Genomic DNA, 12,422 nt, shown 5'->3' on the forward strand with positions numbered 1-12,422 from the left:
GCAGTCGCATAAAACCGGCCTTGACTTTCTTGCCCCGGCACCCGACTTCCTAGCGTCCGAGGAGACCCGCCCCATGCCAGAGGCCCGACGATCGACAATCGATGCCGGAGAAGTGGAACGCTTTTCCGCGCTTGCCGCCGAATGGTGGAACCCGAACGGCAAATTCCGTCCGCTGCACAAATTCAACCCGGTCCGGCTGGCCTATATCCGGGACCAGGTGGCGGCGCGCTTCGGCCGCGATCCGCGGGCGGCGCGGCCGTTCGAAGGCCTGCGTTTCCTCGATATCGGCTGCGGTGGTGGGTTATTGTGCGAGCCGATGGCAAGGCTTGGAGCCGAAGTGGTCGGCGCCGACGCCTCGGCAACCAACATCGAGGTGGCGAAGCTGCACGCGGCCGAAGGCGGCGTGACGGTGGATTATCGCGCTACGACCGCTGAGGATTTGGCCGATTCCGGCGAGAAATTCGACGTCGTCCTCAACATGGAAGTCGTCGAGCATGTTGCCGATGTCGACCTGTTCATCGGCAAGTGCGGCGAGATGGTCAAGCCCGGCGGCATCATGTTCGTCGCCACGATCAACCGCACGCTGAAGGCACTGGGCCTGGCCATCATCGGCGCCGAATATGTGCTGCGCTGGCTGCCGCGCGGCACCCACCAGTTCGGCAAGCTGGTGCGGCCCGAAGAGCTTGAAAAGGCGCTCGGCAGCGCCGCCATGACCATCATCGACCGCACCGGCGTGACCTACAATCCTCTCGCCGACCGCTGGGCACGCTCCAAGGACATGGACGTCAACTATATGGTGCTGGCGGAAAAACGATCGGTCTGAACGAAAGGGGCGGCCGTGGACACTATGAGGGCCCGAGAGCTGGTGCTCGATCTTCCCGAAACGGTCGAGCAATCGCATTTCGGCAAGGCTGACTTCCGCGTCCGCAACCGTATCTTCGTCTCGCTGCCCGAAGCCGACCGTGCTGTCGTCAAGCTCGACCGGGACCAGCAAGAGATGATGGCCGCGGCTGAGCCATCGGTTTTCAGGCCCGTGACAGGCGGCTGGGGCCAAAAGGGATGGACGTCGATCATGCTCGAAGCCTGCGACGAACAGACATTCCGCAGCGCCGTTCGGACGGCCTGGCGAAACGTCGCCCCGCCGGCGCTACGGAAGCGCCTCGACGCGAGCCAAATTTAAGCTTGAGCAGTTCGAGGAAAAGTGTGAAGCGGTTTCCCGGGAAAGCGCATAGCGCTTTGCCTAGGGAATTGCGTAAACAAAGAACCTATGCCTTCTGGCTCTGCGCCTTGGTGGTGATGATCACGCCGATGGTGATGATCACCGCGCCGGCCCAGGTCAGCAACTGGTAGTGCTCGCCGAGGAAGATGGTTCCGGCAAACAGGCCGACGGCCGCCGCCACATAGCCGATCTGGCTGAGATAGACCGGACCGCCCACGGCCTGCAGCCGGAAGAAGAAGGCAAACATCGCCGAGGCCGAGGCGACCTGCGCCACGACGACCAGCGGCACGGCGCCAAGCGGGGCGAAGGCGCCGACCCCGAACAGCGTGAGAATGCCGATCAGCAGCAGCGTCGCCGAGGCCAGGTGGCTGCCGACGGCCAGTTCGATCGGACCGGTGCCTTCGGGCCAGTCGACGGTGCGATAGATATTGCCGGCGGCAAGGCTGACCGGGATCAAAAGTCCGGCCAGCACCCAGTAGACATCGGCCGGCTGGCCGGCCTCGCCGCGCGTCACCGCCACCATGACGGCGCCGATGAAGCCGACGGCGATACCGATACTGCCGAGCGTATTTGGCCGTCGAACGCCGAGCAGGATCGAAAACACCAGTGTGATGACCGGCGACAGCGTGAACATGATGCCGGTATAGCCGGCGCCGAGATGCGGGATAGCCGAAAACATCAGCAGATTGGGCACGGCGTAGGACACGGCGGCGGTGATGAAGAAATAGCGCAGTCTGTGCGAGGTGAGCCGCATGCGCTCGCCGTTCGCGAGCAACGCGCACAGCAGCACGCCCCCGGCGCCGAACGAGATGACGAAGGCCCAGACCATGGCCGGAACGCCGGCAGCCGTCGCCAGCTTGCCGAACGGCAGGGTCAGGCCGAGCAGGCCGCCGGTGACGACCAGCAGGCCAAGCGCCGATTCCCAGAGAAATTTCATCGGATGGTCCCGTCACTCACTTGCGGCACTGGGTCGAAACTGTATCTTGAGGTAGCATACCACAAAGATTCTTAACGTCAAGATACTTAGCGGTGAGACAGATGGATCGCGCGGCAAAGGCGGTGGAGCAATGGAAGCGGGAACGGCCGGACCTGGAGGTGTCGCCAATGCTGGTGCTTGGGCGGCTGAACGAAGCCTCGTCGCTAATCGCCCGCGAGCGCCTCGCCCCGCTGTTTGCCCGTTTCGGACTGCAGGCCGGCGAATTCGATGTGCTGGCGACGCTGCGCCGCTCCGGCCAGCCCTACGCGCTGACACCGACCGCTCTATACGAGGCGACGATGGTGACCTCTGGGGCCATGACCAACCGGCTCGACCGGCTTGAGAAGGCCGGACTGATCCTGCGCGGCCCGCACCCCAACGACCGGCGTGGCATTGTCGTGCAACTGACCGAAAAAGGTCTGGCCTTGATCGACGAAGCCCTGACCGCCCACGTCGCCAACGAGCATGAAATCCTCGCCGGGCTCACCGGCACGGAGCGGGGGGCACTGGCTCAGTTGCTTGGCAAATTGATCGATAGCGCCAGCTGATCGCTCAATTGCGCTCCTCGGGAAAACTCGGGATCGGCATGAAATCGATGCCATCCTCGGCCAAGCTCTTGGCTTCGTCCAACGTCGCCTCGCCATAGATGCCGCGCGCATCGCTCTCGCCGAAATGGATCTTGCGCGCTTCTTCGGCAAACTTGTCGCCGACATAATCGGCATTCTCGCGCACCTTCTCGGCCATCGCCTTCAGTTGCGCCAAAGCCTGCTTCTGGGTTTCGCCCATGGCCAGCGCAATTGTTTCCTGCTTCCGCGCGGTGGAGACGGCTGGCGCCATCAGCGCCTTTTGCACCTTGTGCGAGCCGCAGCTCGGGCAATCGACGAAGCCGCGCTTCTTCTGCGTGTCGAAATCGTCATTGCTGCGAAACCAGCCCTCGAATTCGTGCTCGTGCTCGCAGATCAGGGCAAAGCGGATCACGAAGCCGCGCCCCTGAGCCGCGGCGCTTCCACTGCGCCGGCATTGACGGCAAAATCACGCGCGTTCTTGAGATTGGGGATTTTCTTACGCGCGGCCGACGACTGCGCCGTGTCGATCTCGGCGATGATCACCTCCGGATCGTCATGGTCCGCCTCGGCGAGAATTCGACCCCATGGGTCGACGATCAGCGAATGGCCATAGGTTTCGCGGCCATCCTCATGCAGGCCACCTTGTGCTGCAGCAACCACATAGGCGCCGTTCTCGATGGCACGGGCTCGCAGCAGCACATGCCAGTGCGCCTCGCCGGTCTGGCGGGTGAAGGCGGCAGGCACCGACAAGAGGTCGGCGCCGGCCATCGCCTCGGCGCGGAACAGCTGTGGAAAGCGTAGATCGTAGCAGACGGCAAAGCCGAGCCTGGCGCCGTCGATCTCGGTGACGACGGCCTCGGTGCCCGGCTCATAGGCGGCGGATTCTCGCCAGCTCTCGCCATTGTCGAGATCGACGTCGAACATGTGGATCTTGTCATAGGTGGCGAGCGTCGCGCCATCCGGCCCAAACAGCAGCGCCCGGTTGGCGAGCTTGCCGTCGTCGCGCAGGATGGCGGTAGAGCCAATATGCAAGAAGACGCCGAGTTCGCTGGCGAGCTTGCGCGCGGTCGCCACGACGATGTCCTTGTCTTCCGAGGTGAAGGAAGCAGCCCTGGCTTCCTTGTCGCGAATCAGCGCTCCGGTCATTTCCGGGGTCTGGATGTAGGTTGCACCGAGGCCTGCCGCCTCGCGAACCAGCCGTTCGAGATCTACCGCGTTGCGCTCGGGGCTCTCGCCCGAACGCATCTGGATCGCCGCCGCCTTGAAAACACCCATCGTCACGTCCTCTTTGAGCAATTCCAGGAAAAGTGTGTACCGGTTTTCCGTCCGAAATCGCATAAAAACAAAGATATAGAGCGGCCCTACGAACCGCTCTTTGTCGTCGAGCCGTTGGCAAGCAGCCTGTCCAGTTGGCCCCGCGCCTCCAATTCGTGGAGGTCGTCGGAGCCGCCGACATGCGTGTCGCCGATGAAAATCTGCGGAAAGGTCGAGCGGCCACGCGCCCGCGAAATCATTTCCTGGCGCAATTCCGGCGAAAACGAAGCGTCATGCTCGGTGTAGGCGACGCCCTTGCGGTCGAGCAACCGCTTGGCCGCTGCGCAATAGCCGCACATCATACGGGTGTAAATCGTCACATCGAGCATCGGTCCGTGCCTTTCTTCGACCTTATATAGTCGCGGACTCGTCGGCCCGAAAGTCCCCCGGCAGGACACGCGCAAAGGTCAGCACATCGACCGCTCCGGCGCCGCCCTTCTTCAGCGCCTTGGCGACCGAGCGAACGGTAGCGCCGGTGGTGTAGACATCGTCGACCAGAAGCACGCGGCGCCCAGTGATCTCGATTTCGGCTTCCGCAGGCACACGGAAGGCGGCGCGCACATTGTCCTCGCGCTCCTGCCGCTCCAGCCCGACCTGCTGGCGCGTGAGCTTGACGCGCCGGACCGCCGAGGGCGAGAAAGGCAGCCCGCTAAGCTGCGCAACCGCCCTTGCCAACTCCGCCGACTGGTTGAACTGCCGCCGAAAGAAGCGCCGCCAGTGCAGCGGCACCGGTACGACGACATCGGCGTCTGCAATTACCTCAGCGCCGGCGCGCAGCATCCAGCGCGCCATCCACGGCGCCAGATCGGTGCGATCCTGGTATTTCAGCCCTTGCACCATCTGGCGGGCGACACCTGAATAGGCCACGGCCGCCCGCGCCCGCTCGAACGGCGGCGGATCGGCGATCGCCTCGGCCGACAGGAATCCCTCGCCCATATCGTGCGTGAATGGCGTGCCCATCACCGCGCACCATGGCCGCTCCAGCAGCCTGAGTTTCGGCCAGCAGGCACCGCACAAAACGCCGGGTTGCGAGACGTGCCTGCGACAGCCGGCACAGACCGGCGGGAACAGCATCCGCGCCGGCCAGTCCAACATGGCCAGTTTCAACATGGTTTGAGCGAGGCTCTTGATCTCCATCACCGGATCGGCCACGTGGTTTTGTCGTCCGCGCCAGGATATCACTAGACGGACAAACAGGGATGTCTACCGTTGCAGCCGATCATCGATACTGAACTTTGGCTGGTGCGCAAGCGCAGGGCGCTGGCCCACCCCGTAGCCGGCGCGGATTTTCTGATGCGGCGGGCGGCGGAAGACCTTGCCGACCGGCTCGGCGCGGTCGAGCGGAAATTCGGCAAGGCCGCGGTGCTGTTTTGCCAGACGCCGGACGCAACGGACGTGGTCGCTGCAAGCGGCAAGGCAGCGGAGATCGTGCGCGTCGAGGCAGATCCAGCGTTTCTGGACGGCCGGCCAGGGCTGATAGCACCGCTGGAAACAGTGCCGTTCCAGCCGGAAAGCCTCGACCTCGTCGTTTCACTTCTGTCGTTGCAGGCGATGAACGACATTCCCGGCATGCTGGTGCAGATCCGCCGCGCTCTGCGGCCCGACGGGCTTTTCCTCGGCGCCTTTGCCGGCGCCGGCACGCTTTCCGAATTGCGCGAAAGCCTGCTCGCCGCCGAGACCGAACNCCGAACTCTATGGCGGCGCCAGCCCGCGTGTCATCCCCTTCACCGATGTTCGCGACGCCGGCGCACTGCTGCAGCGCGCCGGACTGGCGCTGCCGGTGGCCGACGTCGAAACGGTGACCGTCCGCTACGATACCCTCTTCGACCTCATTGCCGATCTCAGGGCGATGGGCGAAACCAGCGCGCTGACTGATCGCAGCCGGCGACCGGGAGCGCGAAAGCTTTTTACCCGTGCCGCCGAAATCTATGCCGAACGCTTTTCGGACGCTGATGGCCGCATCAGGGCAAGCTTTTCCATCGTCTGGATGTCGGGCTGGGCGCCCGATGCCTCGCAGCAAAAGCCCTTGAAACCGGGTTCGGCGAAGGTCTCGCTGAAGACGATACTGGAAAACCCCGGCGGGCGGTGACGGCGCTCCGGATCAGTGCTCGGCGAAGGCGTTTGCGAGCCTGCTGTTGTTGTCGCTGAACAGAAACTGGATCGCATTGCTGGCCTTGCCGACACCCCCGACGATGGCAAGCGACAGCACCGCAACGATCAGGCCATATTCAATGGCCGTGGCGCCTGTTTCGTCGTGCAAAAATCGGCGCAGCAATGGCTTCATGATCGTCGATCCCTCTCATCCCCGACTATATCGCCGACCTGTTAAGAAAGGTTAACGGCACAAGCTTAACAGGCTGTGAAATGGCCTGCGTTGAGGAAGTTCTCAAGCTGGTGTCGACCTTGTTGGTCAGCAGTCGCCGCTGCGTTGGCCGTCGGCGCGGATGATGCAGACTGAGCTCGGTGAGGGCTGCAGCACGCTTCTGCGCAGCGTATAGGTGGCCCGCGAGCCGATCGAACCCGTGCTCATCGGGTCGAGACCGCCTGCAAGAGCATCGCGGCTGGATGATCGCGTCTGGTTGTCCAGCACGGGGACCGCGATCAGCGCCAGCGCCACTGCGGCCGAGCCGAACAACAGCGTGACGCGCAATAAGCCGACGCCGGCGGCGCGAAAGCTGCGATCTGGCCGGATCGAGTCCCATTCCCTGTCGAGGCTCATGCAATCGCTCCCCGCGAACCCGCTTTGCCGCAATTTTTCACGACGAGATAAATCTTCCATTAACGCTGGCTAGATCAGACCGCGAAATGGCTTTGTATCACAACAGGTCGATGAGGAACTGGATTAGCGGCGCGTCGGCCGGCGGCATGGGATAGTCGCGCATCTGCTTTGGCCGCACCCATTTCAACGCCTGCCCTTCCCTGGGCTGCGCGATGCCGCGGAAGCGGCGGCAGACGAACAGGGGCATCAGGAGATGGAAATCATCATAGGAATGGCTGGCGAAGGTGAGCGGCGCCAGGCAAGGAATGTCAGTCTCGATGCCGATTTCTTCCTGCAGTTCGCGGATCAGGCATTGTTCCGGCGTCTCGCCTGGCTCTACCTTGCCGCCGGGAAATTCCCACAGGCCGGCAAGCTGTTTGCCCTCGGGCCGCTGCGCCAGAAGCACCCGCCCATCGGTATCGACCAGCGCGCACGCGGCGACCAGCAGCAGGCGTTTGCCGGTGATCTCGCTCATGCGCCCGGCGGCCGGCGATAGTGGTAGCGATAGACTTCGTCGAAGCCCAGCGAGCGATAGAGCGCCAGCGCCGGCGCATTGCCGGCCTCGACCTGCAGCCAGGCTTCGCGAGCGCCACGCAGCCTCGCCCACTTCAGCGCCGACAGGATCAGGTTGCGGCCATGGCCCTGATTGCGCGCCGACTTGGCGGTGGCGATCTCGAACAGACCGGCAAGATCGCCGTCATGGACGCAGATCAGCACCGCCAGAGGGTCGGCCCCTTCCTCCAGCGCAAACAGCCCGACTTCGGGTTGGATAGCGCCGATGATTTCCGAAAGACCGGGCCGCAGCGATGCATCCGAGCCGCTGACCTTGAGCGACGCGCCGAGAAAGCGGCTGATATCCTTCAGCGGAATCTGGTCCATGGCCGGCGCCAGTTGCGCGTCCGCCAGCGGCAGCCGCATCACCAGGGATTCGTCGAATGTGCTCCAGCCCTCATTGTCGAGATGCTTGGCCAGGTCCGGCCCCGACAGCGGCGAGATGCGGAAGGTCAGCGGCCTGCCATAGGCGTCGAAGCGCCGGCTGGCGCGGCCGATGCGCTCGGCAATGTGCTGGGTGTCGCCGGGATCGAGCGGGTTGACCGAGTTCAGCCGCTTGGCCGGATGGCCGGCTGTCAGCCGCACCACCCAGGTGCCGTCATAATGCACGGCCGCCGCCGGCCAGGCGCGAAACCCCGCAGCCTCGTAGCGGCGCACGATGGCGAGCATGCTTGCCGGATGCCTGGAAGCCAACTCCATCAGCTCCGGTAATCGCCATTGATGGCGACATATTCCTTGGTGAGGTCGCAGGTCCACACCGTCGCCTTGCCGCGGCCGATACCGATATCGGCGCGGATGCGAATGTCGTCGCGCTTCATATAGGCCGAGGTCGCTTCCTCGGAGTAGCCCGGGTCGCGTTCGCCCTCATGCGCCAGACGGTTGTCGCCGAACCAGATCGACAGCCGGTCGCGATCGGCCGGCTCGCCGGCCTTGCCGACGGCCATGACGACGCGGCCCCAATTGGCGTCCTCGCCGGCAACCGCCGTCTTGACCAGCGGCGAATTGGCGATGGACAGCGCGATGCGCTTGGCCGAGCGCGCCGATTTGGCGCCGGTAACGGTGACTTCTACCTGCTTGCGGGCGCCCTCGCCGTCGCGCACCACTTGCAGCGCCAGCGATTTGAGCACCTTGCCCAGCGCCCGGCGGAACGCGCCGAGACGCGCATCCTTGGGATCGCTGATGGCGGGCGCGCCGCGCTTGGCAGCGGCTCCGGTGGCGAACAACAGCAGCGTGTCGCTGGTCGAGGTGTCGCTGTCGACGGTGACGGCGTTGAAGGTCTTGGCCGTGCCGCGCGACAACAAGTCCTGCAGCACGGGGGCGGCGATCGGCGCATCGGTGGCGATGAAGGACAGCATAGTCGCCATATCGGGCGCGATCATGCCGGCGCCCTTGGAGATGCCATTGATGATGACGTCGGTGTCGCCGAGCTTGACCGTCGCTGTCGCCACTTTCGGATAGGTGTCGGTGGTCATGATGGCCTTTGCGGCCTCGGTCCACAGATCCGGCTTGCCGTCCTTGACCAGTCCGGCGAGCAAATGGCTGAATTTGGTGGTGTCGAGCGGCTCGCCGATTACCCCGGTAGAAGCGAGGAACACTTCGCCTGGCGTGCAGCCTGCGGCCTTGGCCGCGGCCTCGCCGGTCAGTTGGGTGGAGGCGCGGCCCTTCTTGCCGGTGAAGGCGTTGGCGTTGCCGGAATTGACGACCAGCACCCGCGCCTTGCCGGCGCCAAGGTTCTCGCGGCAGAAGTCGACCGGCGCCGAGGGGCATTTCGACTTCGTGAACACGCCGGCAACCGCTGTGCCGGCATCGAAGACCATGGCCAAGAGGTCGGTACGGTTCTTGTACTTGATCCCGGCCTCTGCGGTGGCGATGCGCACGCCCTCAATGGCAGGCATTTTGGGATATTTCTTCGGCGCGAGCGGCGAAATCGTTGCGGACATTGGAGACCTCGGGCGAGGGAAAAACGCTGGGCGAAGGCCGGTTTGCCCGATAGCACGGCCCGGCGCAAGGGCGTTTTCTTGGCCCCGCTGTCGGCAAGCCACCAGGGATTAAGCTTGCATTTCAAATCCGTTGGCGTCACCGGGGCCTCTGGCGTTATGATATTGGCCATGGGCAGGCTGGTGATCTTGGCGGTGGCGTTTATGGGGCTTTTGCTCCTGAGCGCCGATGCGCAGCCGGAACGGCGCGTGGCGCTGGTCATCGGCAATGGCACCTATGCCGAAGCCGGCACGCTCACCAATCCGGTCAACGATGCGCTCGATATTGCCGGCAAGCTGCGCTCGATCGGCTTCGAAGTCATCGAGGGCAACGATCTCGGCAAGCGCGAACTCGAGCGCAAGATCGGCGAATTTTCCGATGCGCTGGAAGGTGCGGGCGTCGGGCTTTTCTATTACGCCGGCCACGGCCTGCAGGTGGAAGGGCGCAACTACATCGTGCCGGTCGACGCCCGGCTCGACATGCCGGTCAAGCTGCAGCTCGAAGCCGTGCCGATCGACGAAGTCCTCGACATCATGGAGCAGCAGACCAAGGTCAGCCTGGTCTTTCTCGATGCCTGCCGCAACAATCCCTTTGCCCGCAGCCTGAGCCGCACCGCCACCACGCGCTCGGCAACGGCGCTTGCCGGTCTGGCGCAGTTCGATTCGACGCGCGGCTCCTTCATCGCCTTCTCGACGGCGCCAGGCGCTGTCGCCATGGACGGCACCGGACGCAATTCGCCGTTCGCCGCCGCCCTGCTGCGGCACATGGCCGAGCCCGGCCAGAGCATCAACGACATGATGATCGCGGTGCGCCGCGACGTGGTCTCCGAAACCCGCGAGGGACAGCGCCCATGGGAACAGGGTTCGCTGCTCGAACGGTTTGAGTTTGTGCCCGGCGGCGAAACGGTCGCACAGCCGAAGCCCGCCGTCCCCCCGGCGCCCGAAACAAAGGTTGCGGCACTCGAACGGTCTGTAGGCGACGACAAGACCGCAATCGAGAAATTCCTGCGCGACGACTATCTTGCGCCCGATGCCGCGGCGATCGGCGAGACCGTCAAGCGGCTCTATGCGCCTTCCGCCACCATCTTCGGCACGCGCTATGACAGCGACGCCGTCGTCAAGCTCAAGACGGACTGGTTCGCGCAATTTGCATCCTGGTCGTTCAGTCTCGAGCCCGGCAGCCTCGAGGTGACGCCGCAGGGCGAGAACCGCGCCGAAGCCGTGTTCGCGATGAGCTACGACTATATGTCGAAAGACAAATCGGCGGCGCGCATGACCGGCAAGGCACGAGTCACGCTTGGGCTGGTGAAGAGCGACGGCCAGTGGCGTATCGCCTCGGAAACCTCGCAAGCGATGAACTGAAATCCCCGCGAAGCGAATGTGAGACCTGCTTCTACAAGCGCTGGAAATGGGCCGTTTCGTTTGTCTGCCAGCTCACCTATATTGCCGGCGAGATTGTTGGCGAGGGCAGACATTGTTGGCGAGGACAGACATGGGCGAGGATCCGGCCCGCAGATCGATCGGGGCGCGGCGCAACCCAGACAGCGCCGAGGCCATTCTCGAGGCCGCGGAGGCGGTGCTGGTCGAGGCCGGCTATGCCGGCTTCTCCATAGAGGCCGTGGCGCGGCGGGCGCGCGCCGGCAAACCCACGATCTATCGCTGGTGGCCGAGCAAGGCGGCCCTGCTGCTGGAGGTTTACAAGCGGCAAAAGCGTGTCGACGTCCCCGATACCGGCAGTCTCGAAGACGACCTCGTCGGTTTTCTGAGGAACCTCTTCGCGCATTGGCGCGACACATCCTCGGGCAGCGTATTCCGCTCGCTGATCGCCGAGGCCCAGTCCGACGAAGCGGCGGCCGCGGCCCTGACTGGCTATGCCGATGGGCGCGTGTCCCACACCGCTCGGATCATCGAGCGCGCCAAGGCGCGCGGCGAGGTTGCGGCCGATATCGACGCAGCGCTGGTCGCCGACCTCATCGCTTCCTATGCCTGGAAACACCTTTTGACCAACCGGCTGGACGAAGATGAGGCGACAATCCGTGCCACTGTCCGCTATGTGATGTCAGGCATCTCCCGCAATTGAAAAGGGCGCCGAACGGCGCCCTTTGCATGTTTTTTCGGTGCCGGCCTTACTTGCCGGCTTCCATCGTGTCGACGGCCTTCTTCAGATTGGCGTCGGGGATTTCGACCTTGGCGGCGCCGCGCAGCTGCTTGACCAGTGCGAAATACTTGTCGCGGATCACCGCCTGCTTGGCCTGGTCCTTGACGTCGTCGAAGGCCGGCGGCTGTTTGGTGCGCTTGTCCTCGAGCTTGATGACATGCCAGCCGAATTGCGTTTGCACCGGCTCCTTGGTGTATTTGCCGATTTCGAGCGCAACTGCCGCCTTGTCGAATTCCGGCACCATCTGCCCCGGGCCGAACCAGCCGAGATCACCGCCATTGGTCTTGCCCGAGGGATCGCTGGTATGCTCGTTGGCGAGCTTCTGGAAGTCTGCGCCGCCATCGAGCTGCTTGATGATCGCCTCGGCCTCTTCCTTCGTCTTCACGAGGATGTGACGGGCATGAATCTCATTGACCGGCGGCGTGCTGGCGATTTCCTGGTCGTAGCGGGCGCGCACCTCGGCATCGGTAACCTTGTCGACGACGCCCTTCTCGACCATCTCGCCATGCAGCGCGCGCTGCTGCAGGAACGCCATGCGGCGCTGGAATTCGGGATCCTTGTCGAGCCCGGTAGCGACCGCCTGGGCGGCCATGACGCGGATTTCGATGGCCGCCGAAAGGGCGGCGGCGCGGCGCTGCTCGGGTGGCAACTGCGAGAACTGCTGCGACAGCTCGCCCTCGGCAAGCCCAAGGTCCGCCTCGGTCAGCTTCTGGCCATTGACGGTAGCGATGACGGCGTTCGGATCGACGGGGGCTGCCGCCGGCGCTGCTGCGGCATCGGCCGGGGCGGGAGCGGCTTCCTGGGCCATCAGCGGAGACAGCGACAGGGCCGACAGGCCGAAAGCCAAGCCAAGGCTGGCGAGCGACGCACGGCGAAACAGTAAGGACATCAAGATTAACTCCA

General features: G+C 64.2%; 16 protein-coding genes and 1 pseudogene. 6 read left to right on the forward strand and 11 right to left on the reverse strand.

The features are described from left to right. The first annotated feature begins 73 nt into the window (after positions 1-73). Together ubiG and X756_RS142500 are read left to right on the forward strand one after the other, a co-directional pair. Positions 74-823: a bifunctional 2-polyprenyl-6-hydroxyphenol methylase/3-demethylubiquinol 3-O-methyltransferase UbiG gene (gene ubiG, locus X756_RS142505; protein ID WP_023672976.1), complete on the forward strand. Its 750-nt coding sequence runs from the start codon at positions 74-76 to the stop codon at positions 821-823. A gap of 24 nt (positions 824-847) precedes the next feature. Continuing rightward, positions 848-1,180, forward strand: a complete 333-nt coding sequence (locus X756_RS142500) for an MmcQ/YjbR family DNA-binding protein (RefSeq protein ID WP_023731040.1) — start codon at positions 848-850, stop codon at positions 1,178-1,180. Positions 1,181-1,265: 85 nt separating this feature from the next. Here X756_RS142500 and X756_RS142495 read toward each other — a convergent pair whose 3' ends face one another. Continuing rightward, positions 1,266-2,156 carry a DMT family transporter gene (locus X756_RS142495; protein ID WP_023731041.1) on the reverse strand — a complete coding sequence of 297 codons (891 nt, stop codon included), beginning with the start codon at positions 2,154-2,156 and terminating at the stop codon, positions 1,266-1,268. Between the two features lie 101 nt (positions 2,157-2,257). Between X756_RS142495 and X756_RS142490 the strand changes: the two genes are divergently transcribed. Then, complete coding sequence (locus X756_RS142490) at positions 2,258-2,743, forward strand: MarR family transcriptional regulator (RefSeq protein ID WP_023672979.1); 486 nt, start codon at positions 2,258-2,260, stop codon at positions 2,741-2,743. Between the two features lie 4 nt (positions 2,744-2,747). Here X756_RS142490 and X756_RS142485 read toward each other — a convergent pair whose 3' ends face one another. The 4 genes from X756_RS142485 to X756_RS142470 form a co-directional block, all read right to left on the reverse strand. Then, on the reverse strand, positions 2,748-3,173 hold the full coding sequence (locus X756_RS142485; RefSeq protein WP_023672980.1) for a DUF1178 family protein: 426 nt from the start codon (positions 3,171-3,173) through the stop codon (positions 2,748-2,750). Then, positions 3,170-4,036: a carbon-nitrogen hydrolase family protein gene (locus X756_RS142480; protein WP_023731042.1), complete on the reverse strand. Its 867-nt coding sequence runs from the start codon at positions 4,034-4,036 to the stop codon at positions 3,170-3,172. Before X756_RS142480 ends, X756_RS142485 begins: the two co-directional genes overlap by 4 nt. Positions 4,037-4,122: 86 nt before the next feature. After that, positions 4,123-4,404: a glutaredoxin 3 gene (gene grxC, locus X756_RS142475; RefSeq protein ID WP_023731043.1), complete on the reverse strand. Its 282-nt coding sequence runs from the start codon at positions 4,402-4,404 to the stop codon at positions 4,123-4,125. A gap of 22 nt (positions 4,405-4,426) precedes the next feature. Beyond that, entirely contained in the window at positions 4,427-5,185 is a 759-nt protein-coding gene (locus tag X756_RS142470; protein ID WP_245259891.1) for a ComF family protein, read from the reverse strand. Positions 5,186-5,284: 99 nt separating this feature from the next. On the opposite strand from X756_RS142470, the pseudogene X756_RS01000000165905 reads away from it, so the two are divergent. Continuing rightward, positions 5,285-6,164: pseudogene (locus tag X756_RS01000000165905) on the forward strand (methyltransferase domain-containing protein). A gap of 12 nt (positions 6,165-6,176) precedes the next feature. Here the strand turns inward: X756_RS01000000165905 and X756_RS142465 are convergent. The 5 genes from X756_RS142465 to argJ form a co-directional block, all read right to left on the reverse strand. Next, positions 6,177-6,359 carry a Flp family type IVb pilin gene (locus X756_RS142465; RefSeq protein ID WP_023731045.1) on the reverse strand — a complete coding sequence of 61 codons (183 nt, stop codon included), beginning with the start codon at positions 6,357-6,359 and terminating at the stop codon, positions 6,177-6,179. Positions 6,360-6,485: 126 nt separating this feature from the next. Then, positions 6,486-6,794 carry a hypothetical protein gene (locus X756_RS142460; RefSeq protein WP_023694000.1) on the reverse strand — a complete coding sequence of 103 codons (309 nt, stop codon included), beginning with the start codon at positions 6,792-6,794 and terminating at the stop codon, positions 6,486-6,488. Between the two features lie 97 nt (positions 6,795-6,891). Further along, a complete protein-coding gene (mutT, locus tag X756_RS142455) occupies positions 6,892-7,308 on the reverse strand; it encodes an 8-oxo-dGTP diphosphatase MutT (protein WP_023685791.1) in 417 nt (138 codons plus the stop codon). After that, positions 7,305-8,054 (reverse strand): GNAT family N-acetyltransferase, encoded by a 750-nt coding sequence (locus X756_RS142450; RefSeq protein WP_023713717.1) that lies wholly within the window; start codon positions 8,052-8,054, stop codon positions 7,305-7,307. Before X756_RS142450 ends, mutT begins: the two co-directional genes overlap by 4 nt. Positions 8,055-8,083: 29 nt before the next feature. After that, on the reverse strand, positions 8,084-9,325 hold the full coding sequence (gene argJ, locus X756_RS142445; RefSeq protein ID WP_023672988.1) for a bifunctional glutamate N-acetyltransferase/amino-acid acetyltransferase ArgJ: 1,242 nt from the start codon (positions 9,323-9,325) through the stop codon (positions 8,084-8,086). 168 nt (positions 9,326-9,493) lie between these two features. Here argJ and X756_RS142440 point away from each other — a divergent pair, with 168 nt between their 5' ends. Both X756_RS142440 and X756_RS142435 read left to right on the forward strand, forming a co-directional pair. Beyond that, a complete protein-coding gene (locus tag X756_RS142440; RefSeq protein ID WP_023731046.1) occupies positions 9,494-10,723 on the forward strand; it encodes a caspase domain-containing protein in 1,230 nt (409 codons plus the stop codon). Between the two features lie 130 nt (positions 10,724-10,853). Then, positions 10,854-11,441: a TetR/AcrR family transcriptional regulator gene (locus tag X756_RS142435; RefSeq protein ID WP_023694003.1), complete on the forward strand. Its 588-nt coding sequence runs from the start codon at positions 10,854-10,856 to the stop codon at positions 11,439-11,441. A gap of 46 nt (positions 11,442-11,487) precedes the next feature. Here the strand turns inward: X756_RS142435 and X756_RS142430 are convergent, their stop codons facing one another. Continuing rightward, complete coding sequence (locus X756_RS142430) at positions 11,488-12,408, reverse strand: peptidylprolyl isomerase (protein WP_023686683.1); 921 nt, start codon at positions 12,406-12,408, stop codon at positions 11,488-11,490. Positions 12,409-12,422 lie beyond the last annotated feature (14 nt).

The organism is Mesorhizobium sp. LNJC405B00 (genome assembly GCF_000502615.1).
Classification (GTDB): Bacteria; Pseudomonadota; Alphaproteobacteria; order Rhizobiales; family Rhizobiaceae; genus Mesorhizobium.

What these genes read in the sequence shown, in the direction of transcription:
- X756_RS142480 (WP_023731042.1), bottom strand. Translation starts at nt 4,036, where the DNA reads ATGGGTGTTTTCAAGGCGGCGGCGATCCAGATGCGTTCGGGCGAGAGC.
- ubiG (WP_023672976.1), top strand. Translation starts at nt 74, where the DNA reads ATGCCAGAGGCCCGACGATCGACAATCGATGCCGGAGAAGTGGAACGC.
- mutT (WP_023685791.1), bottom strand. Translation starts at nt 7,308, where the DNA reads ATGAGCGAGATCACCGGCAAACGCCTGCTGCTGGTCGCCGCGTGCGCG.
- X756_RS142490 (WP_023672979.1), top strand. Translation starts at nt 2,258, where the DNA reads ATGGATCGCGCGGCAAAGGCGGTGGAGCAATGGAAGCGGGAACGGCCG.
- X756_RS142450 (WP_023713717.1), bottom strand. Translation starts at nt 8,054, where the DNA reads ATGCTCGCCATCGTGCGCCGCTACGAGGCTGCGGGGTTTCGCGCCTGG.
- X756_RS142430 (WP_023686683.1), bottom strand. Translation starts at nt 12,408, where the DNA reads ATGTCCTTACTGTTTCGCCGTGCGTCGCTCGCCAGCCTTGGCTTGGCT.
- X756_RS142465 (WP_023731045.1), bottom strand. Translation starts at nt 6,359, where the DNA reads ATGAAGCCATTGCTGCGCCGATTTTTGCACGACGAAACAGGCGCCACG.
- X756_RS142470 (WP_245259891.1), bottom strand. Translation starts at nt 5,185, where the DNA reads ATGTTGAAACTGGCCATGTTGGACTGGCCGGCGCGGATGCTGTTCCCG.
- argJ (WP_023672988.1), bottom strand. Translation starts at nt 9,325, where the DNA reads ATGTCCGCAACGATTTCGCCGCTCGCGCCGAAGAAATATCCCAAAATG.
- X756_RS142460 (WP_023694000.1), bottom strand. Translation starts at nt 6,794, where the DNA reads ATGAGCCTCGACAGGGAATGGGACTCGATCCGGCCAGATCGCAGCTTT.
- grxC (WP_023731043.1), bottom strand. Translation starts at nt 4,404, where the DNA reads ATGCTCGATGTGACGATTTACACCCGTATGATGTGCGGCTATTGCGCA.
- X756_RS142495 (WP_023731041.1), bottom strand. Translation starts at nt 2,156, where the DNA reads ATGAAATTTCTCTGGGAATCGGCGCTTGGCCTGCTGGTCGTCACCGGC.
- X756_RS142435 (WP_023694003.1), top strand. Translation starts at nt 10,854, where the DNA reads ATGGGCGAGGATCCGGCCCGCAGATCGATCGGGGCGCGGCGCAACCCA.
- X756_RS142500 (WP_023731040.1), top strand. Translation starts at nt 848, where the DNA reads ATGAGGGCCCGAGAGCTGGTGCTCGATCTTCCCGAAACGGTCGAGCAA.
- X756_RS142440 (WP_023731046.1), top strand. Translation starts at nt 9,494, where the DNA reads ATGGGCAGGCTGGTGATCTTGGCGGTGGCGTTTATGGGGCTTTTGCTC.